The sequence below is a fragment of the Streptomyces sp. ATCC 21386 genome (assembly GCF_018728545.1).
Taxonomy (GTDB): Bacteria; Actinomycetota; Actinomycetes; order Streptomycetales; family Streptomycetaceae; genus Streptomyces.
Genome location: NZ_JAAVVL010000001.1, coordinates 9568855 through 9594215 on the forward strand (window position 1 = coordinate 9568855; position 25361 = coordinate 9594215).

Annotated in this window: 18 protein-coding genes, 2 tRNA genes, 1 other RNA gene and 2 pseudogenes; 9 read left to right on the forward strand and 14 right to left on the reverse strand. The window is 72.3% G+C overall.

The genetic code is table 11. From position 1 onward, the window contains the following. The 3 genes from GWK25_RS41210 (at position 1) to GWK25_RS41220 (ending at position 2078) form a co-directional block, all read left to right on the forward strand. The gene (locus GWK25_RS41210; RefSeq protein ID WP_215456730.1) at positions 1 to 1350 is read left to right on the forward strand and encodes a sensor histidine kinase; all 1350 of its coding nucleotides are present in this window, start codon (positions 1 to 3) and stop codon (positions 1348 to 1350) included. Positions 1351 to 1367: 17 nt separating this feature from the next. After that, entirely contained in the window at positions 1368 to 1982 is a 615-nt protein-coding gene (locus GWK25_RS41215) for a response regulator transcription factor (protein WP_215457929.1), read from the forward strand. A 23-nt stretch (positions 1983 to 2005) separates the two neighbouring features. Next, positions 2006 to 2078: transfer RNA gene (locus GWK25_RS41220), tRNA-Gly, on the forward strand. Between the two features lie 84 nt (positions 2079 to 2162). Here the strand turns inward: GWK25_RS41220 and GWK25_RS41225 are convergent. From GWK25_RS41225 to ffs, 6 genes are all read right to left on the reverse strand, one after another. Beyond that, the gene (locus GWK25_RS41225) at positions 2163 to 3062 is read right to left on the reverse strand and encodes a phosphoribosylaminoimidazolesuccinocarboxamide synthase (protein WP_215456731.1); all 900 of its coding nucleotides are present in this window, start codon (positions 3060 to 3062) and stop codon (positions 2163 to 2165) included. Between the two features lie 120 nt (positions 3063 to 3182). Beyond that, positions 3183 to 4706 (reverse strand): N,N-dimethylformamidase beta subunit family domain-containing protein, encoded by a 1524-nt coding sequence (locus tag GWK25_RS41230; RefSeq protein WP_215456732.1) that lies wholly within the window; start codon positions 4704 to 4706, stop codon positions 3183 to 3185. A gap of 203 nt (positions 4707 to 4909) precedes the next feature. Then, positions 4910 to 7066: a hypothetical protein gene (locus tag GWK25_RS41235; RefSeq protein ID WP_251829264.1), complete on the reverse strand. Its 2157-nt coding sequence runs from the start codon at positions 7064 to 7066 to the stop codon at positions 4910 to 4912. Between the two features lie 498 nt (positions 7067 to 7564). Next, positions 7565 to 8818, reverse strand: coding sequence for a phosphoribosylamine--glycine ligase (gene purD, locus GWK25_RS41240; RefSeq protein WP_215456735.1), 1254 nt, complete (start codon positions 8816 to 8818; stop codon positions 7565 to 7567). Positions 8819 to 8947: 129 nt separating this feature from the next. After that, complete coding sequence (locus tag GWK25_RS41245) at positions 8948 to 11503, reverse strand: DNA polymerase III subunit gamma and tau (protein ID WP_215456738.1); 2556 nt, start codon at positions 11501 to 11503, stop codon at positions 8948 to 8950. Positions 11504 to 11548: 45 nt separating this feature from the next. Continuing rightward, an RNA gene (gene ffs, locus GWK25_RS41250) (signal recognition particle sRNA small type) lies at positions 11549 to 11645 on the reverse strand. 131 nt (positions 11646 to 11776) lie between these two features. Here ffs and GWK25_RS41255 point away from each other — a divergent pair. Next, positions 11777 to 11861 (forward strand) — tRNA-Ser (locus tag GWK25_RS41255). Between the two features lie 284 nt (positions 11862 to 12145). On the opposite strand, the gene GWK25_RS41260 is transcribed toward GWK25_RS41255, so the two are convergent. From GWK25_RS41260 to GWK25_RS41270, 3 genes are all read right to left on the reverse strand, one after another. Beyond that, positions 12146 to 12547, reverse strand: coding sequence for a DNA-binding protein (locus GWK25_RS41260; protein WP_215456740.1), 402 nt, complete (start codon positions 12545 to 12547; stop codon positions 12146 to 12148). Then, positions 12544 to 12792, reverse strand: a complete 249-nt coding sequence (locus GWK25_RS41265; protein ID WP_215456742.1) for a hypothetical protein — start codon at positions 12790 to 12792, stop codon at positions 12544 to 12546. The genes GWK25_RS41260 and GWK25_RS41265 overlap by 4 nt, the downstream gene beginning before the upstream one ends. A 128-nt stretch (positions 12793 to 12920) precedes the next feature. Next, complete coding sequence (locus tag GWK25_RS41270) at positions 12921 to 13319, reverse strand: calcium-binding protein (RefSeq protein WP_215456744.1); 399 nt, start codon at positions 13317 to 13319, stop codon at positions 12921 to 12923. A 176-nt stretch (positions 13320 to 13495) separates the two neighbouring features. Here GWK25_RS41270 and GWK25_RS41275 point away from each other — a divergent pair, with 176 nt between their 5' ends. Both GWK25_RS41275 and GWK25_RS41280 read left to right on the forward strand, forming a co-directional pair. After that, positions 13496 to 16303, forward strand: a complete 2808-nt coding sequence (locus GWK25_RS41275; RefSeq protein WP_308404454.1) for an SNF2-related protein — start codon at positions 13496 to 13498, stop codon at positions 16301 to 16303. Continuing rightward, the gene (locus GWK25_RS41280; protein WP_251829266.1) at positions 16300 to 17535 is read left to right on the forward strand and encodes an SWIM zinc finger family protein; all 1236 of its coding nucleotides are present in this window, start codon (positions 16300 to 16302) and stop codon (positions 17533 to 17535) included. The genes GWK25_RS41275 and GWK25_RS41280 overlap by 4 nt, the downstream gene beginning before the upstream one ends. 359 nt (positions 17536 to 17894) lie before the next feature. On the opposite strand, the pseudogene gap reads toward GWK25_RS41280, so the two are convergent. The 4 genes and pseudogenes from gap to GWK25_RS41295 form a co-directional block, all read right to left on the reverse strand. Continuing rightward, positions 17895 to 18818 (reverse strand): annotated as a pseudogene (gene gap, locus GWK25_RS41285) (type I glyceraldehyde-3-phosphate dehydrogenase); the annotation flags it as partial. Positions 18819 to 18920: 102 nt separating this feature from the next. After that, a pseudogene (locus tag GWK25_RS44935) lies at positions 18921 to 18995 on the reverse strand (glyceraldehyde 3-phosphate dehydrogenase NAD-binding domain-containing protein); the annotation flags it as partial. A gap of 108 nt (positions 18996 to 19103) precedes the next feature. Next, complete coding sequence (locus GWK25_RS41290) at positions 19104 to 20063, reverse strand: GlxA family transcriptional regulator (RefSeq protein WP_215456749.1); 960 nt, start codon at positions 20061 to 20063, stop codon at positions 19104 to 19106. Positions 20064 to 20206: 143 nt separating this feature from the next. Continuing rightward, positions 20207 to 20650, reverse strand: a complete 444-nt coding sequence (locus GWK25_RS41295; RefSeq protein ID WP_215457932.1) for a hypothetical protein — start codon at positions 20648 to 20650, stop codon at positions 20207 to 20209. A gap of 680 nt (positions 20651 to 21330) precedes the next feature. Between GWK25_RS41295 and GWK25_RS41300 the strand changes: the two genes are divergently transcribed. After that, on the forward strand, positions 21331 to 21816 hold the full coding sequence (locus tag GWK25_RS41300; protein WP_215456751.1) for a TrkA C-terminal domain-containing protein: 486 nt from the start codon (positions 21331 to 21333) through the stop codon (positions 21814 to 21816). 7 nt (positions 21817 to 21823) lie between these two features. Then, complete coding sequence (locus GWK25_RS41305; RefSeq protein WP_251829267.1) at positions 21824 to 23167, forward strand: cation:proton antiporter; 1344 nt, start codon at positions 21824 to 21826, stop codon at positions 23165 to 23167. 138 nt (positions 23168 to 23305) lie between these two features. Here GWK25_RS41305 and GWK25_RS41310 read toward each other — a convergent pair whose 3' ends face one another. Next, entirely contained in the window at positions 23306 to 24208 is a 903-nt protein-coding gene (locus GWK25_RS41310; protein WP_215456754.1) for an NAD(P)-dependent oxidoreductase, read from the reverse strand. A 159-nt stretch (positions 24209 to 24367) separates the two neighbouring features. On the opposite strand from GWK25_RS41310, the gene GWK25_RS41315 reads away from it, so the two are divergent. Continuing rightward, positions 24368 to 25351, forward strand: coding sequence for a TauD/TfdA family dioxygenase (locus tag GWK25_RS41315; RefSeq protein ID WP_215456756.1), 984 nt, complete (start codon positions 24368 to 24370; stop codon positions 25349 to 25351). The last annotated feature ends 10 nt before the right edge of the window (positions 25352 to 25361 follow it).

Here is a 25361-nt window from a genome sequence, read left to right on the forward strand (position 1 = left end):
ATGCGGGGGCCCGGGGCCTGGTGGCGGGCGAAAAGCACACCGGCCAAGGTGGAGACGTACACGCGGTGGTCCTTCCACGCGTTCGCGGTGATCGAGCTCCTCGCGGCCGGACTGCCCGCCTTCGCCGAGGTGGGGCCGGGGCGGCCGGGCAGCTGGCTGCTGCTGTTCCTGGTGAGCGTGCACGCCGCGACCTGTGCGGTGACCGCGTCCCGGGCGCTCGACTGGACGCGCGGGCGGCGGGCCCAGCCCGTACGGCTGCTGTGGGTGCTCACCACCGTCACCGCCGTGGTCGCCGTCCTCACCTTCGTGATCGCCGACCACGCGGTGACGGGGGACGTCGCCGACAACGCCGGCATCTTCAGCATCGTGGTGATCTTCGGAGTCGGTAACGCGACGTTCGGCGTCCGCGGTCAGAAGCGGGTCCTGGCCGTCGTCGGCGGCTTCGCGGCGGGCTCCGCGCTCCTCACCCTCCTGCTGGGCACACCGGTGTCCGGCGCGCTGGTCACGGCGATGGTCGTGATGATCAGCGGTGGGGCCCTCGCCTTCACGGCCGTCTTCTCCGTCTGGCTCCTCGACGCCGTCTACGAACTGGCCGACGCCCGCGAGACCCGCGCCCGGCTCGCCGTCGCCGAGGAGCGGCTTCGCTTCGGACGTGATCTGCACGACGTGATAGGCCGCAACCTCGCGGTCATCGCCCTGAAGAGCGAGCTGGCCGTCCAGCTGGCTCGCCGGGAACGGCCCGAGGCCGTCGAGCAGATGATCGAGGTCCAGCGCATCGCCCAGGAGTCGCAGAGCGAGGTGCGGGAGGTCGTACGGGGGTACCGGGAGGCCGACCTCGGGGTCGAACTCTCCGGTGCGCAGGGCGTGTTGGCGGCTGCCGGGATCGACTGCTCGGTCGACGGGGCGGACACCGCCGGGCTGCCCGGCGAGGTACAGTCCGCGCTCGCCTGGGTGGTGCGGGAGGCGACGACGAACGTGCTGCGGCACGGGAACGCCGGTCAGTGCGCTGTGGCGCTGCGGGTGGGAGAGGGGCAAGTGGTGCTGACCGTGGAGAACGACGGAATCCGGGCGGCCGGTACGGAAGCCGGGGCCGCCGGGCGTTCTGTGGGGGCCGGGTCCAAGCTCGCGGGGCGTTCTGTGGGGGCCGGCGGGTCCGGGCTCGCCGGGCTGCGGGAGCGGCTGGCGGTCGTGGACGGGACGCTGGAGGCGGGGCCGGTGGACGGGGAGGCGTTCCGGGTGGTGGCGCGGGTGCCGTTGGGTGTGGGGGGCTCGGCTGCGAGGGACTCGGTCGTGTCGGCCGGGTCCGTCGCGTCGGTCGGGTCGGCTGTCGTACCGGGGAGTGCGTCGTGACCGCCGTACCTGAGGTGGTGGGGCGGCCGGTACGGCTGCTGCTGGCCGACGACGAGCATCTGATCCGGGGGGCGCTGGCCGCGCTCCTGGGGTTGGAGGACGACCTGGTGGTGGTCGCGGAGGCGGCGAGCGGGCCGGAGGCGCTGGCGATGGCGCGGGCCCACGAACCGGATGTCGCGGTGCTGGATCTGCAGATGCCGGGCGCGGACGGTGTGAGGGTCGCCACATCGCTGCGGGCCGAACTGCCGGACTGCCGGGTGCTGATCGTGACCGGTCATGGCCGGCCGGGACATCTGAAGCGGGCGCTTGAAGCGGGTGTGCGCGGGTTCGTCCCCAAGACCGTCAGCGCGCAGCGGCTGGCGGAGATCATTCGGACCGTGCACGCGGGGAACCGTTATGTGGACCCGGAGTTGGCGGCCGACGCGATCTCCTCCGGGGACTCGCCGCTGACCGCGCGGGAGGCCGAGGTGCTCGAATTCGCCGCCGACGGGGCACCCGTCGCGGAGATCGCCGACCGGGCCGCGCTGTCCCAGGGGACCGTCCGGAACTATCTGTCGTCGGCCGTCTCCAAGCTCGGCGTGGAGAACCGGCACGCGGCGGTGCGGCTCGCCCGCGAGCGAGGTTGGGTATAGTAGGTCTCGCGCCACGGCGCAGCGCGGACGTAGCTCAGTTGGTAGAGCGCAACCTTGCCAAGGTTGAGGTCGCCAGTTCGAACCTGGTCGTCCGCTCGGCAGAGAAGACCCCGGTCCAGTGGACCGGGGTCTTCTTCGTGTCCGGCACGCTGTGCGCCGGCGCGCCAGGTCGTGTCCGACCTAGCTCCATCTCGTGCCTGTCAGGCGCTCGTACGCCTCCACGTACTTGGCGCGGGTCGCGGCGACGATCTCCTCGGGCAGCGGCGGCGGGGGCTGCTCGCTCTTGCGGTCCCAGCCCGAGGCCTCCGAGGTCAGCCAGTCCCGGACGAACTGCTTGTCGAAGGACGGCTGGGCGTGGCCCGGCTCCCAGAGGTCCGCCGGCCAGAAGCGGGAGGAGTCCGGGGTGAGCACCTCGTCGGCGAGGACGAGGGTGTCGCCCTCGTAGCCGAACTCGAACTTGGTGTCGGCCAGGATGATCCCCCGGTCGCGGGCGATGTCCCGGGCCCGGCTGTACACGGCGAGCGTCGTCTGGCGCAGCTGTGCGGCGGTCTCCGCGCCGACCTGGCGGGCGACCTCCTCGTACGACACGTTCTCGTCGTGCTCGCCGACGGCGGCCTTGGTGGCCGGGGTGAAGATCGGCGCCGGCAGCTCGGAGCCGTCGACCAGGCCCTCGGGGAGGGCGAGACCGCAGACCGTGCGGGAGTCGGTGTACTCCACCAGGCCCGAGCCGGTGAGATAGCCGCGGGCGACGGCCTCGACCGGGACCATCGTGAGCGACTTGCAGATCAGGGTGCGGCCCGCCCAGTCGGCGGGGGCGCCCGGCGGGAGCTCGGTGCTCAGGACGTGGTTCGGGACCAGGTCGGCGAGCTGGTCGAACCACCAGAGCGACAGCTGTGTCAGGACACGCCCCTTGTCGGGGATCTCCGTCGGCAGCACCCAGTCGAACGCGGATGTTCGATCGCTGGCGACCATCACGAGGTCGCCCGCCTCGTTCTGGTACAGCTCGCGCACCTTGCCGGTGTGCAGGTGCACCAGGCCCGGAACCTGGATCGGCTCGGGCTTTTCTACGAATCCGGACACGGTTCCTCCCCGTGGTGATGTCCAAGTGGCTCGATTCTCCCGTATGAGGGCGACCGGTCCTGCCCGGGGTTGCCTCGCCGGGAGTCGCCACGGGATCTGACGGTGGACCCGGTACGCGACTCAGTCACGTTTGCAGATGCGGTCCAGGAGGTTTGCGGTGGCTCGCTGGACTCGGGTGTCGACATGGCCCGGTCGGTCCAGGGCGGGGGACCACGCGAACGTCCCGGACGCGAAGACCCAGGCGCCGGAGGGGGCTCGGTAGAGGGAGGTCTCCTGGTGGCGGACGACGCCGTCGGCGTCCCGGTACGGGGAGTGGGCGAGGAGGATACGGCCCTGGTGCTCGGGGAGCGGCGTGCGCGGGAAGTAGCGGTCGGCCTCACCGGCGACCATGCCCTCCAGCTCGTCGTTCTCGTGGGCGCCGGTCGCGTCCCAGAGCCAGTGCTCGGCGTTGCGCACGACCAGGGGGTGGGGATCGGGGACCCGGCCCTCGTACTGGATGCCCATCAACTGCTGTTCGGGGCGGTCGATTTCGCGCCACAGTGCGGGTTTGCCGGGACCCTGGCGTTTTCGGCAGGTGAGGAGCCGGTCGGGGGCTCCGGACGGGGACGGGCCCAGCTCCACCTGCCAGTACATGGTGTTGGAGGAGAGGAAGACGAGCGAGGTGCCGCCGTCCCGGGCGAGTTCGGCGGTGCGGCGCATCTGCGGCGACCAGTACTCGTCGTGGCCGGGGAACACCAGACCCCGGTAGCGGGCCGGGTCCACGCGGCCGGAGTGCAGGTCGCGGGCGTCGGCGTAGGCCAGGTCGTAGCCGTAGCGCTCGGCCCACCGGATGAAGTCGTAGGCGTGACCGACGTGCAGGGGGAGGCCGGCGCCGGCGTACGGGCGGTCGAAGGAGACGGTCGTCGCGGCGTCGGACTCACCGAGCAGCCGGCCGTGCTCGTCCCAGGCGTGGTAGAGGCTGGCGCCCGTACGGCCGTCCTCCGGATACAGGTTGTACGCCTGCCAGGTGATGTCCGGGAGCAGGAGCAGCAGGTCGGCCGGGCGCTCGTCGCGGACGGTGAACGGCACGTGGGAGCGGTAGCCGTCGGCGGTGGTCAGCACCGCCACGTACGCGCCGGTGTTCCAGTAGCTCGGGATCTGCAGCCGCCAGGAGAGCCACCAGTGATGGCAGGAGACCGTGCGGTCGGCCGTGAGGGGCGGGGGCTGGACGATGCCGGAGAGACGGGGACTGGTGGTGATCTTCGCGGCACCGTCGCCGCTGTAGTGGCCGATGCGGTAGATGTCGACGCCGAATTCCTGGGGCGGGTCGACGGTGATGTGGAAGTCGATGGATTCGCCGGGAGCGGCGGCGCCGGTCGCGGTGAAGCCCTTGATCTGGCGGCGCACGTCGTCGGCGGAGCGGGGGCCGCCCGGTGCGGTGCGGGGAGCGGGGACGCGGGCGGGCGCGCGGGTGCGACCGCCTTTGGCCGGGGCGTCGGCCTCCGGCGGGCCCGGCTCCACGTACCAGGGGACGACCTGGCCCGTGTCGTCGAAGTACGTCACATTGCCCCGTAGCCAGGGAACGGGGCCCTGGCCGAAGGGGTCCGTCACGGCGTGGGCGAGTGCGCCCGACTCCCAACGGCGGATGTGGTGCTCCGAGCCCATGAATGGTCCCCTCCCTCGTCCCCCGCGAGCTTCGCAAGCCCTTGCTATGTACGCGATCGGTCCCAGCACATCACATTACGCACGCGCTCCGTCACGGTTCGTTGCTTATTGGCGAGAGTGGAACATGTGGCTCCGAGTGGGGAGTTGGGTTGGGTGGGGCATCCCGTGCGTCAGACCATCTCGCGCATCAGCCGGCACACGCCTCAGACCAGCCGGACGGGCTTTTCCGGGCGGACGCCGAGGCGGCGGAGCCAGTCGCGGAGGGGGACGGGGTCGCCGTCCTCCACGAGGGTCAGGACCCTGGGGGCGAGGTCGGCCGCTCGTTCGCCGTCGACCAGGAGCGAGGGGCCGTCCAGCCAGTCCAGGCCCGGGGTCGCGCCCGCCGTGTCCATCGCCGCGCAGCAGACCATCGCGGTGACGTGCTCCGCCAACAGCTCACGGCCCGTGCGGGGAGGCTGCATCGGGAACAGCGGCAGCAGCCCGTCGTCCCACAGCGCCCGATCCGGCCCCGGCGCCTCGGCACCACCGCCCGCGAGGGACGCGGCAGCCGGGGCCGTGGCCTCCTCCCGGGCCACCTCGGCGGTCAGTGCGGCGGCGAGACCTGCGGACCGGGCGTTGGCCAGACCGGGTTCGTCGTCGTCCTCACCGAGGTCGGGATCGATGCCGATGCCGATGCCGGCGTCGGTGCCGGCGTCGGTGCCGGTGGAGGCGTGGGGACGGTTGCCGTGGACGTGGTCGGGATCGGCGCCTGTGCCGTCGTGGCCGTCGCCGTCGTCGCCGAGGTGGGATATGTGGTGCCGGTGCGGTTCCCGGGCGGGGTTGTGTTCATGTCGGCGGTCGGATCGGGGGCCTTCGGGGGCCCGGCCGAGGTCGGCTTCCCCGGCGGGCGGCTCGTGCCCGGTGACGGTAGGGGCGACGCGCGCCTGGTCGGGGGCCGGAGTCGGGGCGGGGCCCGTCAGGGTCGTCAGGTGGTTCAGGACCCGGGAGAGCGTCGGGCCGCCCGGGGCCGGGCCGGTGGGGTCCGGGCTCGGGTCGCCCGCGGTGTGGCTGACGCCCAGGGTGTCGAGGACGCGGTGGAGGCGGGCCGCGTCGGTGCGCCATTTGCGGTCCACGACCTCGTCCGGGTACTCGTGCCAGTCGACCGGGGACCAGTCGGCGCCGGACTCGGCGGGACCGCCGTGGAAGAGGCGGGCCGCGAGGAGGGAGGCGGCCTCGTCGACCGTGCCGGGCTCTTCGAGGAGGTCGCAGGCGGGGCGCTCGCCGAGCCGGGAGGCGAAGCCCTCGGCCAGGCGGTCGCGGCGGGACAGCTCCGTGAGAGCGGCGACGACACCCGCGTCCAGACGGGACGGCCAGCGGCCCATCCGCCAGGCGGGCAGCGCGACCCGGGTGAGAAGGCGGTCCCAGCCCGCGTAGGCCAGGCCGACCTGCTCCTGGGCGACGATCCGCAGACCGTAGTCCACAGCCTGTGCACGCTCGGCCGCCGCGGCGGCGACCCCGCGCTCCATCTCCGACGCGTGCCCCCGGCAGCCGCGCAGGAGCAGTCGGGTGACCCAGCCGACCCCGGCCAGCACCGACCGCACGAGCGGGCCGTGCGCCGGCGACGAGGTGACGGCCACGGCCGCGTCCAGTCCGCGTACGAAACGGCGGGCCGCGGCTATGTCCGGGTGCGCCGAGGGTCCCGTACCGGCGACGACCGGGGCCAGCACCGCTCGTAGCTCCCCGACCCGCATCCACCACAGGAAGGGTGAGCCGATGACGAGCACCGGGGCGGTGGGCGGGCGGTGTCGGCGTGCAGAGGAGAGTCCGGGCGCCACGCCCGAACGCGGGCCCGAGTTCAGACCTGAGCGCAGGTCGGGTGAGGATCCGCGGGCATCCGTCATCTCGTCGGCCCGGTCGGCCGACTCGGGCCCGGCGGTCTCCGCGGGGGGCGCGGGGGTCGCGGGCGAGCGGTGGGACGGGTGGGTGCGATCCTCCAGCCAGCTGTCGCAGTCCGGCGTGAGCGCTATCGCGGAGGGGGGCGGGACGTCCAGACGGTCCGCCAGGTCCCGGACCAGTCGGTAGAGATCAGGGGCCGCCTGCTCGGTGATCGAGACCGTGGGGCTCACGGCGGGCCGCGCACGGGCGACGACGAGCGCGATCCCGGCGGCGGCGAGGAGCACGAGAACGGCAAGGCCGGAGACGATCCAGCTCGCCATGGACCAGCCCGAACCGGTCAGATGGCCCGTCGATCTGCCGGACAGCAGGACGACGGCGGCCGCCGCGGGCAGCAATGCCACGGCCAGCGCCCTGCTGCGGACCCGCAGCACGGCGAGTGCCCGGGAGCGCGCGGCCTGCGCGCCCGCCTCCTCACCATCTGCCATACCGGTCACGACCCGACGTCACCCCCTGCTGTCCCGTGCGGCGCACACCGCGACGACCGCGACGACTGCTCGTCGAAGTGGTCGCCGCCGAATGCCCTGACGTTGCTCACTCCCCCACTGTGGCACCCACCACTGACATCGCAATGCCGGTGGGCCAAGTGCCGGAACGCTTGCGCCGCACCCTAGTTGGGGGCCCGGCCGCCGTCAGCCGGATGGACCATCGCTCACTCGATGGAATGGCTTTGGGGAGAGGTGAATGACGCTGGGCAAGGATCGGGCCCCGGATTCCGAGGGATTTTCCAGGGGTTCCTGGGGGTCTCCGAGGGATGCCGGGGCCTGGGGTTCGTACCCGTTCGTGATGCTTCGCATGCGGATGTCACGAAGGGGGCGGATGTGTTCGGTTGTGTGTACGGGGGAGCGGCGCAGTCGCAGACGCGCCCTTCGAGCCAGTGGCCGTCCCGGCAAGCGAACGGCCAGCCGATCACGCCTCGGCGCGGGTCACGCCTCCGCCGCTGCCTTCGCCGCGATGTCCGAGCGGTGCTGGGAGCCTTCCAGGCCGATGCGGGCCACGGCGGTGTAGGCGCGGTCGCGGGCCTGGGTGAGGTCCTTGCCGGTGGCCGTGACGGAGAGGACGCGACCGCCGGCGCTGACGACGTCGTCACCGGCGCGCTTGGTGCCGGCGTGCAGGACGTACGCGTGCGGGGCGTCCACCGCGGCGACCTCGTCGAGGCCGGTGATGGGGTCGCCCGTGCGCGGCGTGCCGGGGTAGTTGTGCGAGGCCACGACCACCGTGACGGCCGCGTCGGCGCTCCACCGCAGGGGTTCGAGGTCGCCGAGGGTGCCGTTGGCGGCGGCGAGCAGGACACCGGCCAGCGGGGTCTTGAGACGGGCGAGGACGACCTGGGTCTCCGGGTCGCCGAACCGGGCGTTGAACTCGATCACCCGTACGCCTCGGCTGGTGATCGCCAGCCCCGCGTAGAGCAGGCCGGAGAACGGGGTGCCGCGGCGCCGCATCTCGTCGACGGTCGGCTGGAGCACGGTCTCCAAGACCTCGTCGACCAGCTTCGGATCGGCCCACGGGAGCGGCGAGTACGCGCCCATGCCGCCGGTGTTGGGGCCCTCGTCGCCGTCGAGCGCGCGCTTGAAGTCCTGCGCGGGCTGGAGGGGGACGACGGTCACGCCGTCGGTGATCGCGAAGAGGGAGACCTCGGGGCCGTCCAGGAACTCCTCGATGACGACCCGGCCGCAGGCGAGCGCGTGCTCGCGGGCCTGGGCGAGGTCCGCCGTCACGACGACGCCCTTGCCGGCCGCGAGCCCGTCGTCCTTCACGACGTACGGCGCGCCGAAGGCGTCCAGCGCCTCGTCGATCTCCTCGGCCGTCGTGCAGACGTACGACCGGGCGGTGGGTACGCCGGCCCCGGCCATGACTTCCTTGGCGAATGCCTTGGAGCCCTCCAGCTGCGCGGCCTCACCGGACGGACCGAACACCGGGATGCCCGCCTCGCGCACGGCGTCGGCGACACCCGCGACCAGCGGGGCCTCCGGGCCCACGACCACCAGGTCGGCCTCCAGCCGCGTGGCCAGCGCGGCCACGGCGGCGCCGTCCAGTGCGTCGACCGAGTGGGACTCGGCCACCTCCGCGGTGCCCGCGTTGCCGGGGGCGCAGTGGAGTGCGGTGACATGGGGGTCGAGGGACAGCGAACGGCACAGCGCGTGCTCACGAGCACCGGTACCAATGACGAGGACCTTCACGGGGTCAGCCTAGCCGGAGGGGACGAGGGGCTTTGTGGGGGCTTCCGAAGGATGGGACGGCGGGGGTTTGTCGGATCGTACGACTCGCCACCGGGCGGCGCACGAGTCGCCGCCGCGGCACCCCCCTCTCTACTCGTTCGCGATCTCCTCGATCACCGTCGCGCCCAGTTCGCGCACGATCAGGTCGTGGCCGGAGAGGGCGGTCTCGTCGAGGTCGGGATCGTCGTCCTCGGGGATGTCGTCCTCGGGGGAGACGGGCGGGGGCTCGGGAGCCGGGGGCGGTACCGGGGCGGCGGGCTGAGCGGCCGGGGCGGACTGGTGGGGCCCGGCCGTACCGGGGGACGCCGGGCGGGAGGAGGGGTTCGACGCCTGGGGCGGGCCGGGACGAGAGGACGGGGCCGGGGAGCCGCCGTAGCCACCGCCGGTGCCGGTGCCGCCATAGCCACCGGCGCCCGCGCCACCGCCGTAGCCGCCGCCTCCGTAACCGCCTGCGGCCGGGGCGGGAGCGCCGTATCCGCCGGGAGTGGCCGCCGGGGCCGAGCCGCCCGAGGTGTCGATGACGGCCTCGATCTTCCAGTGCACGTTGAACTGCTCGGACAAGGCGGCCCGCAGGACGTCCTCGCTGCCGCTGCTCGCGAAGTTGTCGCGGGCGCCCGCGTTGACGAAGCCGATCTGCAGGGTGGTGCCGTCGAAGCCGGCCACGTGGGCGTTTTGGCTGAGGAGGATCCAGGTGAAGCGGCGGCGGTTCTTCACCGTCTCCAGGATGTTGGGCCAGAGGGTGCGGGGGTCGGGTCCGCCGGGGGCCGGGTTGTAGGCGGCGGCCGGGGTGGGGCTCGCAGCGGGAGGACCGGGCTGGGCGTACGCCGGGGGCGCGGCCGAGGGTGCGGATGCCGCCTGGGCGCCGGGCGCGGAGCCGCCACCGGCGGGCGCCGCGGTCGGCCAGCCGCCGGGCCGACGGCCGCTGCCCGCGGCGGCCGGGGTGGGCCAGGAGCCGGGAGCGGCGCCACCGGGGGCGCCCGGCGCGTTGGGGTGGGCGGGCGTGGAACCCGCGCCCGGCTGGGCGTGCGCGGGAGTGGTGGGGGGCCCGGCCGGGGCACCGCTCGCGGCGGCGGCCGGGGCGACGGGCGCACCCTCAGGGGGTGCGACGGGAGCCACCCCGGCGGGGCCGTTCCCGCCCGGACCGGCTGCCGGTGCTCCGGCGGCGCCGGAGCCGTACCCGTCCGCACCCGAACCCGAACCGGGAACGGCGCCGACACCCTGCGCGCCCGGTGCTCCGCCGCCGTGACCGGAGCCGGGAGCGGCGCCGGCCCCCGCCCCGCGAACCGCGGCCCGGGCCGCCGCGGGCCCACCGCCCGGCGGAACTTGCGCGACGGCCGGAGCATGGCTGCCGTGTGGAGCCTGGGTGCCGTGCGGAGCCGAGGGGGCCTGCGGATGTGCAGCCATGCCCATGGGCTGGGCCGCTCCCCCGTGCGCGTCGGGGCCGGGCACGTAACCCATGGCCGGGGCCGAGCCGGCGCCGGAGAAGTTCACCCCTCGTTCCAGGCGGTCCAGGCGGGCCATGACGGATCGTTCGTCGCCGTAGGTGGCGGGGAGCAGCACCCGGGCGCAGATCAGTTCGAGCTGGAGGCGGGGCGAGTTGGCGCCGCGCATCTCGGTGAGGCCCTCGTTCACGAGGTCGGCGGCGCGGCTGAGCTCGGCGGCGCCGAAGACGCCGGCCTGGGCCCGCATCCGCTCCAGGACCTCGACGGGGGCGTCGATGAGGCCCTTGTCGATGGCGTCCGGCACGGCGGCCAGGATCACCAGGTCCCGCAGCCGCTCCAGCAGGTCGGCGACGAACCGCCGCGGGTCGTTGCCCCCCTCGATGACGCGGTCGACGACCTCGAAGGCCGCGGCTCCGTCCCCGGCGGCGAAGGCCTCGACGACCGAGTCGAGCAACGACCCGTCCGTGTAGCCGAGCAGCGACGTGGCCATGGCGTAGGTCACACCCTCGTCCGTCGCGCCCGCCAGCAGCTGGTCCATGACGGACATCGAGTCACGCACGGAGCCGGCTCCGGCGCGCACGACCAGGGGGAGGACACCCTCCTCGACCGGGATCTTCTCCTTGCCACACACCTCGCCGAGGTACTCGCGGAGCGTGCCGGGCGGGACGAGCCGGAACGGATAGTGGTGGGTGCGCGACCGGATGGTCCCGATGACCTTCTCGGGCTCGGTGGTGGCGAAGATGAACTTGAGGTGCTCCGGCGGCTCCTCGACGACCTTCAGCAGCGCGTTGAAACCGGCCGACGTGACCATGTGGGCCTCGTCGATGATGTAGATCTTGTACCGGCTGCTCGCGGGTCCGAAGAAGGCCTTCTCCCGCAGCTCACGGGCGTCGTCCACGCCACCGTGCGAGGCGGCGTCGATCTCGATGACGTCGATCGACCCCGGGCCGTTGCGCGCGAGGTCCTGGCAGGACTGGCACTCACCGCACGGTGTGGGGGTGGGGCCCTGCTCGCAGTTCAGACAGCGGGCCAGGATGCGCGCGCTGGTCGTCTTCCCGCACCCGCGCGGCCCGCTGAACAGGTACGCGTGATTGACCCGGTTGTTCCGCAACGCCTGCTGCAGCGGGTCGGTGACATGCTCCTGCCCGATGACCTCGGCGAACGACTCCGGGCGATAACGGCGGTACAGCGCGAGAGACGACACGCATACGAGGTTATAGGCGCCCACTGACAACCCGGCGCCCGAGACGACGAAGACCCCTCACGCACCCGCCAGAGCCAACCTACCCTTGCTGCCTTCCGGCCCTGGGGGAGTTCAGTCAGATAGCGCCGCGTGAGGGGCTGACCCCAGCCTACCCGATCCCCGGGGGCCACCGACCCGCCTCCCCACCCCTCGCTCCCCACCTCGCCCCCACCTTGATCACCGGCCGTCGAACGAGGTCGCAAGCACCCTCCGCCGTCATGTAATGTTTCCGGCGGAGGATTCGCCTAGAGGCCTAGGGCGCACGCTTGGAAAGCGTGTTGGGGGCAACCCCTCACGAGTTCGAATCTCGTATCCTCCGCAGCCGCCTGAACAGGCGAAATGAAGAGCTGGACCGCTCATTGCGGTCCAGTTCTTCGGCATGCTCTGGTTGCAGTTTCGGTTGCATTTATGGCCGGCATTTGGGACAAATCATCAAAGGGGAAGAGCGCACGCTCACGTCCTCATAGGGCGACCGGCTCAGTGCAACCACACCATCTGCCGGGAACCGTCGCGACGGTTCCCGGCGGCCAGGTCCCACTGCGGCGACTCTGGCTCTCGGCGGATCCATGCGGATCTGTCCACGGCCCCGGGACGAGATCGCGGTCAGAGCCCGATCATCAGGACCTTGCTGCCGCACAGCCGGGTCATGTCGTCGACATCCGACGTGAGGACGGCGACCGGACCAGGCTGACGCAAGGCTGCTTCCGCGACGGTGGCGTCGATCGCGTACTTGTGTCCGTGCAGACCGGCGCCCTTGAGCAGTTGTGCCGCCGCCTTGGCCGCTACCTCCGTGACCGGCTCCACCTTGACCCGGGAGAGCGCCCATTGCAGTCGGGGCAGGTTCACCCTGGCGTGGCTCACCTCCACGATGGTGTTGGCGCTGACGACAAGGTCCGCTCCCATGTCGTGGAACACCTGGAACATCGCCAGAATCTTCCGGTCCTGCGCCACCCAGGCCGACAGCCCCTCGCTGTCCAGGACGACAGTCTCGATGTGCCCGCTCACGCGGCGCTCGCGCCGCCGCCGGCCTGCGTGGTACCGAAGATCCGCGCCCGCGCCTCGGCCAGCTCTTCCTCACTGAAGGCCCCGTGCTCGTCTGTGTGGCTGCGCAGGTCGGCTCCTAGGAGCTGGTGCCGGATCTGCCTGGCGACCGCTTCGGCCACGTAGCCGGAGACGTTGTCCGTGATCTTCTTCAGCTCCGCCACCTGCTCGGTGGGGAGTGTCACTGTGATGCGCGTGGTGTCGGCCATAGCCGCAAGCATACTGCGGTATGCGCGCCGCGTGCTCTCTGTTCCCCGTAGTCGGTCCGGGCAGCGGCAGTCGGGGCGACTGCACGTTCGAGCTGGAGCTCAGCCGGGCAGTTGTGCAACGCGCCAGTTCAGCGGGCCCAGTAGCGGTATGCCTCGATCCATTGCCAGCCCTCGGGGGCGGGTTCCGGCAGCGGCAGGTTCAGAATTCCGATGTCCTGTCGGACCGACCCCCGGGCGCAGCGTGCGATCACGCACCCACCCTCGGTCAGATCAACACCGACCACGTTCACCTCGACGCCGAGAACAGTCGTGGTGAACGGCACGGCAAGGCTCTCCTCGATCATCGTGAAGAAGCCGGTGAGCTGCTCGTCCTCTCCGTAGGCGTCGACGGTGGCCTCTTCGATCAACGCCTCCAGCGCTGCTGGGTCCCAGGTGCTCATGGCCTCACCGTAGCGCCGCACCATACGGTTGAGGACCGGTGCATTCAGCAGCGGCGTATCCGCAATGGCGACGTCGCCGGCAGTCAAGCCAAGGCCCGCGGTTGCCAGTGTGTGACGTTGCCTGGTGGGGTTCGGTATGAGCGGGCCTGGGGAGGGTTCGGCAAGCGACAGGGCGGAAGAGAGTGGCACGAGTCGTCGTACGAGAGCCGAGTACGGGCGCGAGGAGCGCACCGCCGCTGGCCCGGCCGGAAACATCCGCCTTCGTGAGGGAGTTGCTCAGCGCCGGCTGGGCGGTGGTGTTCCTGCCCGGTGAGCCCGCCCGCCTCGGGCGGCTGCTGCTGTGGAAGCCGACCCGTGCAGCAGCTGGAGGCAGTACGGCGCCTACCGGCCTGGAGACCGAGGTGGCGGAGTTGGTCCTGCCGCACGGCCGCTCGGTCAGGCGGCGCAGGGTCGAGGGTTACGCCTTGCCTGTCGCCGTCGCTGTCTCTGCCCTGGCTGATGCGGAGCCGACGCATCCCTCCGGCGCCGCCTGGAAGGCCGCCACCCGCTTCGCGCTGCGGCTGCTGGCCGACGGCCGCCTCTACCCGGCCATCACCCCCGCCGGTTACGACACCTGGCAGGCGGGTCCCTTCACAGCCGCCCAGCACCAGACGCTGGACGCCCTGGCCGCCGCCTTCCCGCCACACGCCCACTGCCTGCCCGAGCCTGGCCCTGCGCCGGTACGGATCGCCGAACCGGCTGCGCTGATACGCCAGTTCTGTGACGCGGTAGCCGACGACCTGGTCCGTACGCCGGCCGCGCCGCTCGCCATGGGAGCGCTGCCGTACGCCTGGCGCGAGGCCCGCGCCGCGCCCGCCTTGCGTGAATGGGCCGAGGAAACCCAGGCGGCGCTCACCGCGGAGGTCCGTGTCTCTCTGCGCGTCGACGTACCCGAAGGACGCCGACGGCAGTTCCGGGCCGTTCTGCAGCTGCACACCGCGACGGACCCGGCGCTCGTCATCGAGGCCGCACGACTCTGGAGCGAGCCGACCGAAGTGGAGCGGCGGCTCGGCCCACGCGCCGAGACCGAGACCCTGCTCGCCCTGCGCCGCGGCGCCCGCGCCTGGCCCCCGCTGCGCAGGCTGCTCGACGATGCCGCTCCCGATCAGCTCCGGTTGACCGACGACGAAGCCTTCGAACTCCTTGGGGACGCCACGGACGCGCTGCGCGCTGCCGGTGTCGACGTGCACTGGCCGCGGGAACTGGTCAAGGCACTCACCGCGACCGCGGGGATCGGGCAGCGCACCGCCCCCGGTTCCACCGCAGGCGGCCTGCTGGACACCGAGGCCCTCCTCGACTTCCGCTGGCAGGTCTCCCTCGGCGGCGAGCCGCTCACCGAGGCCGAGATGGATGCTCTCGCAGAGTCACGCCGTCCCCTCATCCGGCTTCGCGATCAGTGGGTGGTCGCCGACCCGAAGCTGGTGGCCCGCGCCAAGCGCCGCCGGATGGAACCGCTCACCCCCATGGAGGCGTTGAGCGCCACGCTGACCGGCGAGGCCGACCTGGACGGTGACCGGGTCCCCTGTGCGGCGGTCGGTGCGCTCGGCGACTTGGTCGCTCGTATCCGCGACCCCGAGTCCCGCACCCCCGTGCCCCAGCCCGCCGCCCTCAAGGCCACGTTGCGCGAGTACCAGAAGCGGGGCCTGGCCTGGCTGGCCGAGATGTGCGCACTCGGCCTCGGCGGCTGTCTCGCCGACGACATGGGCCTGGGCAAGACCATCACCCTGCTCGCTCTGCACCTGCACCGCCAGAGCGACCCCACCACCGCGGGCCCCACCCTTGTCGTCTGCCCGGCCTCCCTGCTCGGCAACTGGCAGCGCGAGGCCGCCAGATTCGCACCGCTCACCCCTGTACGCCGTTACCACGGCGGCGACCGCCACCTCAAGGACCTGGCCGGCGACGAGATCGTCCTGGTCACCTACGGGGTGCTGCGCCGCGACCGGGAAGTCCTCGCCGGGACGGCCTGGTCGCTGGTGGCCGCCGATGAGGCCCAGCACGTCAAGAACCCCTACGCCGTCACCGCCCGCGAACTGCGCGCCCTGCCCACCCGCGCCCGCGTCGCTCTCACCGGCACCCCCGTGGAGAACAACCTCTCCGAGTTGTGGGCCTTGCTCGACTGGACCACCCCCGGGCTCCTCGGCACGCTCTCCGCCTTCCGTGACCGGCATGCCCGCGCCATCGAGGCGGGCGAGGACGCCGAGGCAGCCGAGCGCCTGTCCCGTCTCGTACGTCCCTTCCTGTTGCGCCGCAAGAAATCCGACCCCGGCATCGCGCCCGAACTGCCGCCCAAGACCGAGACCGACCACGTCGTCCCGCTGACCGCCGAGCAGACCAGCCTGTACGAGGCACAGGTCCGCGAGACCATGGCGAAGATCGCGGAGTCGGAGGGCATCGCCCGGCGCGGTCTGGTGCTCAAGCTGCTCACCGCGTTGAAGCAGATCTGCAACCACCCCGCCCAGTATTTGAAAGAGCACAGCCTGCGCCAGTCCACTCCCCTGCGGGGCCGCTCCGGCAAGCTCGACCTGCTCGACGAGCTTCTCGACACCATCACCGCCGAAGGCGAATCCGTGCTGGTCTTCACGCAGTACAAACAGATGGGGGATCTGCTGGAGAAGCACCTCGCAGAACGTGACGTCCCCGCCCTCTTCCTGCACGGCGGCACCCCCGTCGCGCGGCGCGAGGAGATGGTGGACCGCTTCCAGCGCGGTGAGGTGGCGGTGTTCCTGCTGTCGTTGAAGGCGGCGGGCACCGGGCTCAACCTCACCCGCGCCACGCACGTCGTGCACTACGACCGCTGGTGGAATCCGGCCGTCGAGGACCAGGCCACCGACCGCGCCTACCGCATCGGCCAGGACAAACCCGTCCAGGTGCACAAGCTCCTCGCGGAGGGAACCGTGGAGGACAAGGTAGCGAAGCTGCTCGAAGCCAAGCGCGCCCTCGCCGACGCCGTCGTCGGCTCCGGCGAGGCAGCCCTGACCGAACTGTCCGACGCCGAACTCGCCGAACTCGTCGCCCTGGGAAGGCAGTCATGAGCCCCGCTGTCCCCGGCCCGCGCCGTCCGCCCGCCCGCGGCAAGCGAGCCTTCGCCGCGACCTGGTGGGGCCAGGCATGGGTGGCCGCTCTGGAGGACTCCACCCTGGACGCCGGACGGCTCTCGCGCGGACGCACCTACGCTCGCCAAGGCATGGTCGGCCCGGTCACCATCGTTCCGGGCAAGGTCAGTGCCGCTGTCCAGGGCAGCCGCCCGCGCCCGTACCGCTCATCGGTCCACCTGCCCGTTCTCACCGGCCCTCAGTGGGACACCCTGCTCGACACGATCGCGGCCCGCGCCGGACATCTCGCAGCACTTCTCGACGACGAGATGCCCGCCGAACTCGTGGACGACGCCCGGGACGCAGGCGTCCCCCTGCTCCCACTGCCCACTGAGCTCGATCCGGAGTGCTCCTGCCCCGACTGGGGATACCCCTGCAAGCACGCCGCCGCGCTCTGCTACGCCATCGCCGCCACCATCGACACCGACCCGTTCGTGCTCTTCGCGCTGCGCGGCCGCGGTCGCGAGGAGGTCGTCGCCCAGCTGCGCACACTTCGTACGGCAGCACAGGAGACCGCCGCCCCGCCGGCCCCGGACGGCATCCCGGCCGCCGCCACGTACGCCCACTGGGCCGAAGAGCCGCCCGAACTGCCCGAACTCCCGGAACCCGCTGCCCACACCACAGCACTGCCCGTCGCCCCGCCACCCGGCACCGGCCTGGCCGCCGCGGACCTGGAACGCCTCATGGCCGACGCCACCGCGCGCGCCGCCCGGCTCCTGGCGGGCGACACCGCCGACCTGCACCTGACCCAGCGCCAGGACGCCGTCCGCATCGCCGCAAGCAACCCCGGACCCGAGTGGTTCCACCACCTGATCCAGAACACCGGCACCAAACCCACTGTCTTCGCACGCCTCACCCGCGCCTGGCGCCACGGCGGCCCCACGGGCATCACCGTCGCCGAACAGCCCTACACCCCCGACCCAACGGTGATGAAGGCCGCCCGCACGGCCCTGGACACGGCCCTCGCCGAGATGACCGACTCCCCCACACACCTCAGAGCCTGGCGCAACCGCCTCACCCTCACCCACCACGGCATTCAGCTGCGTCTCGGCCCCGACGCCCGCTGGTACCCCTACCTCCAGGACGACGACGGCGAATGGTGGCCCGCGGCACCAGCCGACAAAGACCCGGTCACCGCGCTCACCGCGGCCTGGTCGCAGAAGGGGGAGTAGGCGACTCCGCGCTGACCAGGAACCACGAGCAGAGCTGGACACACTCGCGCTGCTCCACTTCCGTGGTTGCAGTTCTGGTTGCGTTCACCGGCGTACAGCACCGTTCAGAACCCCCGACCGGACCAGCTGCACCGCAGGTCAGGACGTTGCCGTACGCCCCAGAACCCCCGGACGAACATTTGGAAAGCGTGTTGGGGGCAACCCCTCACGAGTTCGAATCTCGTATCCTCCGCCAGTGCCTCACCGGGCACGATGTCGAAGGGCCCCACCGTTCGCGGTGGGGCCCTTCGACGTGTGGGGGGTCAGCGGGTGCGTGACATGTCCGGGGTCACATCACGCGTTCTCGGGTTCGGGCGTCGTCAGGGGGTCGCCAGGAGGGTGAGGGTGTCTATGACTCGGTTCGAGAAGCCCCACTCGTTGTCGTACCAGGCGACCACCTTGATGTGGCGGCCGTCGACGCGGGTGAGGGCCGAGTCGAAGATCGACGAGGCCGGGTTGCCCGTGATGTCGGCGGAGACCAGCGGGTCTTCCGAGTACTCCAGGACGCCGGCGAGCGGGCCCTCCGCCGCCGCGCGGTACGCCGCCAGGACCTCCTCGCGCGTCACGTCGCGGGCCACGGTCGTGTTGAGCTCGACGATCGAGCCGACCGGGACGGGGACCCGGATCGAGTCGCCGGACAGTTTGCCGTCCAGGTTCGGCAGGACCAGGCCGATCGCCTTGGCGGCGCCGGTCGTGGTCGGCACGATGTTGACGGCGGCGGCGCGGGCGCGGCGGGCGTCGCGGTGCGGGCCGTCCTGGAGGTTCTGCTCCTGTGTGTAGGCGTGCACCGTCGTCATGAAGCCGTGCTCGATGCCGGCGAGTTCGTCGAGAACCGCGGCCAGCGGCGCGAGCGCGTTGGTCGTGCACGAGGCGTTCGAGACGATCGTGTGCACGTCCGGGTCGTACGCATCGGTGTTGACGCCGTACGCGAGTGTGACGTCCGCGCCGTCGGAGGGTGCGCTGACGAGCACCTTCTTCGCGCCCGCGTCGAGGTGGGCGCGGGCGGCCTTCGCCGAGGTGAAGCGGCCGGTGGCTTCCACGACGATGTCGACGCCGAGTTCGGCCCACGGCAGGTGCGCGGGCTCCCGCTCGGCCAGCACCGTGATCCGGCGGCCGTCGACGACCAGCGTGTTCCCGTCTGCGGTCACCGGACGCCCGAGACGGCCGGCCGTGCTGTCGTAGGCGAGCAGCCTGGCGAGAGTGGCGGGCTCCGTGAGGTCGTTGACGGCGACGATCTCGAGATCGGCGGCGGGGTCGACAGCGACATCGCCGTCGCGGTCACTGCCACTGCCGCTGCCGCTGCCGCTGCCACCGCCACTGCCCTTGCCGCTGTTGCTGTTGCTGTTGCTGTCGCGTTCGAGCAGTGCGCGCAGCACGTTGCGTCCGATGCGGCCGAATCCGTTGATCGCGATGCGAGTCATGAGTGGTGTCCTGTCCCTTCGATTCGCCACCAGCGTCGCGCGCGGCGCACGGCCGGGACAGCGGCGTGATCGCCACGGTTCAAAAGGATCGCGCCACATGGCGGCGAGCTACTCGCCCCGGGTGAAGGTGCGTCGGTACTCGCTCGGTGTGGTGCCCAGGACGCGCTGGAAGTGCAGCCGCAGATTCGCGCCCGTGCCCAGCCCGACGTCGGCGGCGATCTGCTCGACACTCCGCTGCGAACGCTCCAGCAGCTCCCGCGCCACGTCGATACGGGCCCGCATGACCCACTGCATCGGCGTGTACCCCGTGTCCTCGACGAAGCGCCGCGAGAACGTACGCGGCGAGACCGCCGCGTGCCCGGCGAGAATTTCCAGGGTGAGCGGCTCACCGAGCCGGTGCAGCGCCCATTCACGGGTGGCGGCGAACCGCTCCCCCAGCGGCTCGGGCACGCTGCGCGGTACGTACTGCGCCTGGCCGCCGCTGCGGTACGGGGCCGCGACCAGGCGCCGGGCCGCGTGGTTCGACGCGGCCACTCCGAGGTCGCCGCGCAGGATGTGCAGGCACAGGTCGATGCCCGAGGCGGCGCCCGCCGACGTCAGCACGCTGCCCTCGTCGACGAACAGCACGTTCTCGTCGACCCGGACCAGTGGATGCTTCGCCGCCAGTGCCCGTGCGTAGTGCCAGTGCGTCGTGGCGCGTCTGCCGTCGAGCAGTCCCGTGGCGGCGAGCGCGAAGGCGCCCGTCGAGATGGCGGCGAGCCGCGTGCCCCGGGCGTGGGCCTCGATCAGCGCCTCGACGACGGCCCGCGGCGGGTCGTCGCGGTCCGGGAACCGGTACCCGGGGATGAAGACGATGTCGGCCCAGGCGAGCGCGTCGAGGCCGTGTGCGACGTAGTACGACAGGCCGTCGCCGCCGGTCACGAGACCGGGGGTCGCCCCGCACACACGTACCTCGTACGGCATGCTCGCGCGGGTCGTGAACACCTGAGCGGGGATGCCGACATCGAGCGGCTTCGCACCCGCGAGCACCAGGACGGCGACGCGGTGCAGGCGGGAGGACGACGGCACGGGGACAGGGTACGAGGAGGGGGCGGTCGTCCCTTCGCCCTGCGCGCGGGCACGCCCTGCGCACCGGGGGCTGCGCACCGGGGGCGTGGTCGCGATCGTGGTCGTGGTCGTGGTCGTGGTCGTGCTCGTGCTCGTGGTCGCGGTCAGTGGGTGTGCGGCCAGTCCGGCGGCTCGGGGGTGGGTGGGGCGTGGGCCGTGGTGAGGCGGCGGTAGGCCGCGCGGGCCTGGAGGAGGCGGGCCAGGGTCGTGCCGGTGAGGGCGGCGGTGAGGAGGCAGACCAGCCAGAAGGTGTCGCGGGGGTTGGCCCAGGTCAGGACCCCTGCGGGCGGGATGGCGAAGCCGTTGAGGAACAGCCAGCACAGGGCGGCCGTACCGGGGGCCGCGATGAAGCGTGCGTAGACGCCGAGCAGTGCGGCGAGCAGGGACAGGGCCGCCAGGGCGAGGCCGGGGCGGTCCGTGCCGACCAGTGCGTTCAGGAGGGCCACCAGCGCCATCGCGCCCCCGAAGGCCGTCGCCCACACCAAAGGGGTTGCCACGGGTTGGGGGACGGGGCGCGGGCCGCTCCCCAGGGACACCCACTGGATCACGGGCACGCTCCGGGGGTCTGGAGGCCTCGCGGGGCGGGGCGGCGCGTGGTCGCCGTCGCCGTCGAGGTCGAGGTCGAGGTCGAGGTCGGGGCCTTGGTCGTGGTCGCCGTCGCCGCCGCCGTGGTCGCCGTCGTGGTCGAGGTCGAGGTCGGGGCCTTGGTCGTGGTCGCCGTCGCCGCCGCCGTGGTCGTGGTCGCCGTCGCCGCCGTGGTCGCCGTCGAGGTCGAGGTCGGGGCCTTGGTCGTGGTCGCCGTCGCCGCCGCCGTGGTCGCCGCCGTGGTCGCCGTCGCCGTCGTGGTCGAGGTCGTGGTCGTGGTCGTGGTCGTGGTCGTGGGAAGCGTGTGGGGGGAGAGAGCTGTGGGAGGGGAGGGTATCCGCGCGATCCGGGGGGCTCTCGTCCTGCTCCTCGGGTGGGCCGTCCGTGGGGTGGCGGCCCGGGGGGCCGTGGCGTGGGCCGCCGGGGTGCCCGCTGTGCGGGATGTCGGGACACCCGTGGGGGTCATGGTGCTGGTTCCTTTCGGTCAGCCCTCGCAACCGGGTGGGTGGGCCGGTCCCGGGGGTGAAGGGGGATTGTTCCATCGGAGGGCCGACCTGGCGGCCGGAGGCCGGTGTTCGAGGTCTCGTTAGGGTGGCACCGTCGGTTGTCCGATGACATATCCGAATCAGACAGGAGGCCAGCTGTGGGTGCTCCGCGCCTCAGCAGTACGCCGTTGCCGGGGATCGGGGTCCGTTACGACCTCACGACCAGGGAGCAACAGCGGATCTCGGTGGTCGCTCACCGGGACGGTGCACGGACGTTGAGCGCGTACCGGCAGGACGATCCGGACGCGTGCGCGCTGTCGGTACGGCTCACTTCGGGCGAGGCGACCGCCCTCGTCGACGCGCTGGCACCGGACCACCACAGCCCGAACCTGCTGTCCACCACGGAGTTGGGGCTCGTGGCGGAGCGGATCGAGCTGGCGTCGACCTCGCACTGGAACGGGCGGGTCCTGGGCGACACCCGGATGCGCACCGAGACGGGCGCGTCGATCGTGGCCGTACTGCGGCGGGCCGAGGCGATCCCGTCGCCGACGCCGGACTTCCGGCTGGCCGGAGGTGACACGCTCATCGTGATCGGCACCCGGGAGGGCGTGGACACCGCCGCCGCGATACTCGGGCGGACGTGAGCCCCTCATGCACCTCGCTGCCCACGTCACCGATCAGCCCGTCGCACACCTTCTCGCCCAGTCGTCGTCCTCGGGGCACTCCTCCGCCGTCTTCCTGATCGAGTTCGGCGCGATCATCCTCGGACTCGGGCTGCTGGGACGGTTCGCCGGGCGGTTCCGGCTCTCGCCGATCCCGTTGTACCTGCTGGCCGGACTCGCCTTCGGGGAGGGCGGGTTGCTGCCGCTGGGGACCAGCGAGGAGTTCGTGGCGATCGGCGCCGAGATCGGCGTGATCCTGCTGCTGCTCATGCTCGGCCTGGAGTACACCGCCAGCGACCTCGTCTCCAACCTCAAGACCCAGTACCCCGCCGGACTCGTCGACGCCACCCTCAACGCCCTGCCCGGCGCCGCCATGGCACTTCTGCTCGGCTGGGGCCCCGTCGCCGCCGTCGTCCTCGCCGGCGTCACCTGGATCTCCTCCTCCGGTGTCATCGCCAAGGTCCTCGGCGACCTCGGACGCCTCGGCAACCGCGAAACCCCCGTCATCCTCAGCATCCTGGTCCTCGAAGACCTCTCCATGGCGGTCTACCTCCCCATCCTCACCGCGCTCCTGGCCGGGGCCGGACTCGCGGCGGGCAGCGCGACGCTGGCCATCGCGCTCGGTACCGCCGGGATCGTCCTGCTGGTCGCCGTGCGCTACGGCCGGCACATCTCGCGGTTCGTCTCCAGCGACGATCCCGAGAAGCTGCTGCTCGTCGTGCTGGGGGTGACGCTCGTCGTCGCCGGACTGGCACAGCAGTTGCAGGTGTCGGCGGCGGTGGGCGCGTTCCTGGTGGGCATCGCGTTGTCGGGTGAGGTCGCCGAGGGCGCGCACAGTCTGCTGGCGCCGCTGCGGGACCTGTTCGCCGCCGTGTTCTTCGTCTTCTTCGGCCTGCACACCGACCCCGCCAGCATCCCGCCGGTACTGCTGCCCGCGCTCGCCCTCGCCCTCGTCACCGCGCTGACGAAGGTCGCCACCGGGTACTGGGCCGCGCGCCGGGCCGGTATCTCCGCCAAGGGGCGGTGGCGGGCGGGCGGCACGCTCGTCGCACGCGGCGAGTTCTCGATCGTCATCGCCGGGCTCGCCGTCACCGCCGGCATCGAACCGTCCCTCGGCCCGCTGGCCACCGCGTACGTCCTCATCCTGGTGATCGTCGGCCCGCTGACCGCCCGGTGGACGGAGCCGGTGGCGATGTGGGTCACCGACCGATGGGGTGGGCGCGGACCGACCGGGGCGGAAGGCCCACCGTACGGACCAGGTGATCGCACGTCGGCCGGGCCAGGTGATCGAGCTTCGGCCGAACTGGGTGACGGTGTGTCGGCCGACAGGTGACCGCGCGCGGACGGAGGAAGGAGGCCGTGGTGGGCGTCCCATGTGACAGGACGGTGCGACCCGCGTGAGTTCCGGTGCCGGAGGCGGGAACGCAGGCCACGTCCCCCTGCGGACCCACCTGTGCCCTCGCCCTCGCCCTCACCCTTCCTCCCCCTCCCTCTCTGCCTCCTCGAAGCTCGCGAAGTACGCGGCCGCCATGTCCTCGTCCGCGTGGCCCTGTGCGGCGGCGCGGGCCAGGCGTTCGGCGCCGGCGGCGGCCACGTCGAGGCGTACCCCGTACCGCTCCCCGGCCTCGACGATCAGGCGGGCGTCCTTGGCGGCGGTCGAGACCGCGAAGGACGCCGGGGACAGGCCTCCGTCGAGGATCAGCGCGGACTTGGCGCGCAGATAGCCCATGTCGAGCGGGCCGCCCTCGATGATCTCGAAGAAGGAGCGCGGGTCGACGTCCAGGGCCTTGGACAGGGCGAGGACCTCTCCGGCCGCGTTGGTGGCGGCCAGCACCCAGCTGTTGGCCACCAGTTTGAGCCTCGTCGCGGTGCCCGCCGCGCCGTCCTCGCCGGTCCAGACCGTACGGGCGCCGACGGCGTCGAACACCGGGGTCACCGTCTCCCGGCCCGCGACCGGCCCCGCCGCCAGCACCGTCAGCTGCCCCGCCTCGGCCGGCTGCCGTGTGCCGAGGACCGGGGCGTCATAGAAGAGCAGCCCGTGTTCGTCGGCCAGTGCGGCCAGTGCGGCGACGTCCTCCAGTCCGGCGGTGGTGGACTGGACCCAGGCCGTGCCGGGGCTCAGCGCGGACCCCGCCTCCCGCATCACGTTCCTGGCCGCGGCCCCGTCGTACAGCACGGTGAGCACCACGTCGGCACCGCGTACGGCCTCCGCCGGGGTTCCGGCGACCTGCGCACCGTCGGCGGCGAGGGCCTCTGCCTTCTGCCGGGTGCGGTTCCACACCCGTACGGTGTGACCGGCGCGGACCAGATTGCGGGCCATCGCGGCCCCCATGATGCCGGTACCCAGGACGCTTACGGTGAGCTTGTCGGTCATGACGCCAACTTCCTGCCGCGTACAGTGCGTTGGCAGTTTCGCAGCTCGGGGAGGGGTGGGGGCCGCTACGACACCGGGTGGGAGTCACTTGCGGAAGGGATCAGGTCAGCTCGCGGCCGGGCCGCATGCGCGGGCGGTGGCGTGGGAAGACCGGGCCACGTGAGCATCGACACGAGCAGGTCCTCGACGGGGCCCACCGGCGGCGGTCTGGACGTACGCCCGGCCTCCGGGTACATCGGCGCCGACATTCACGGCGTCGACCTCGCCGCCCCGCTCGACGACGAGACGGTCGCCGGCATCCGCGCGGCGCTGCTCCGATGGAAGGTCGTGTTCTTCCGGGGGCAGCGGCTGGACCACGCCGCGCAGATCGCGTTCGCTCGCCGCTTCGGGGAGCCGATCCGACTGCGGTCGCGGGGCTCGGTCTCCCCAGCCGGACACCCCGAGATCGAGACCACCGCCGACCGTCAGGAACTCGGCCGCAAGCACGGCATGGACCAGGCCGAATGGCTGGAGCGCCGCCGCCACTCGACCCTCCGGGGCTGGCACGCCGACCACACCGCGCGCATCGACCCGCCCGCGCTGACGCTGCTCCGCGCCGAACGCGTGCCCCCGTACGGCGGTGACACCACCTGGGCGAACCTCGCGGCCGCCTACGCGGGCCTGTCCGAGCCGGTGCGCCGGTTCGCCGACGGGCTGCGCGCCGAGCACCGCCTCGGCGTCGGCTACCTCGCCCGTTCCGGCCCCGACCCCTACCTCCGGCACCTCCAGGACCACCAGGTCGCGTCCGTCCACCCGGTCGTGCGCGTCCATCCCGAGACCGGCGAGCGGATCCTCTACGTCAACCCGTACTACGTCGAGAACATCGTCGACGTCACCCGGGCCGAGAGCCGGCTCCTCCTCGAACTGTTCGTCGAGCAGATCACCCGCCCCGAGTACACGGTCCGCTTCCGCTGGGAGCCGGGGTCGGTGGCTCTCTGGGACAACCGCGCCACCGTCCACCTCGCCCCCAACGACACCGCCCACCTGGACTTCCCGCGCATCATGCACCGGGTCATGGTCGCCGGGGACCCGCCGGTCGGCGTGGACGGCACCCCGTCCAAGTCCCTCTGCGGCGCACCGCTGCACGACCGGAGCGAACAGTGAGCAGCGCGCA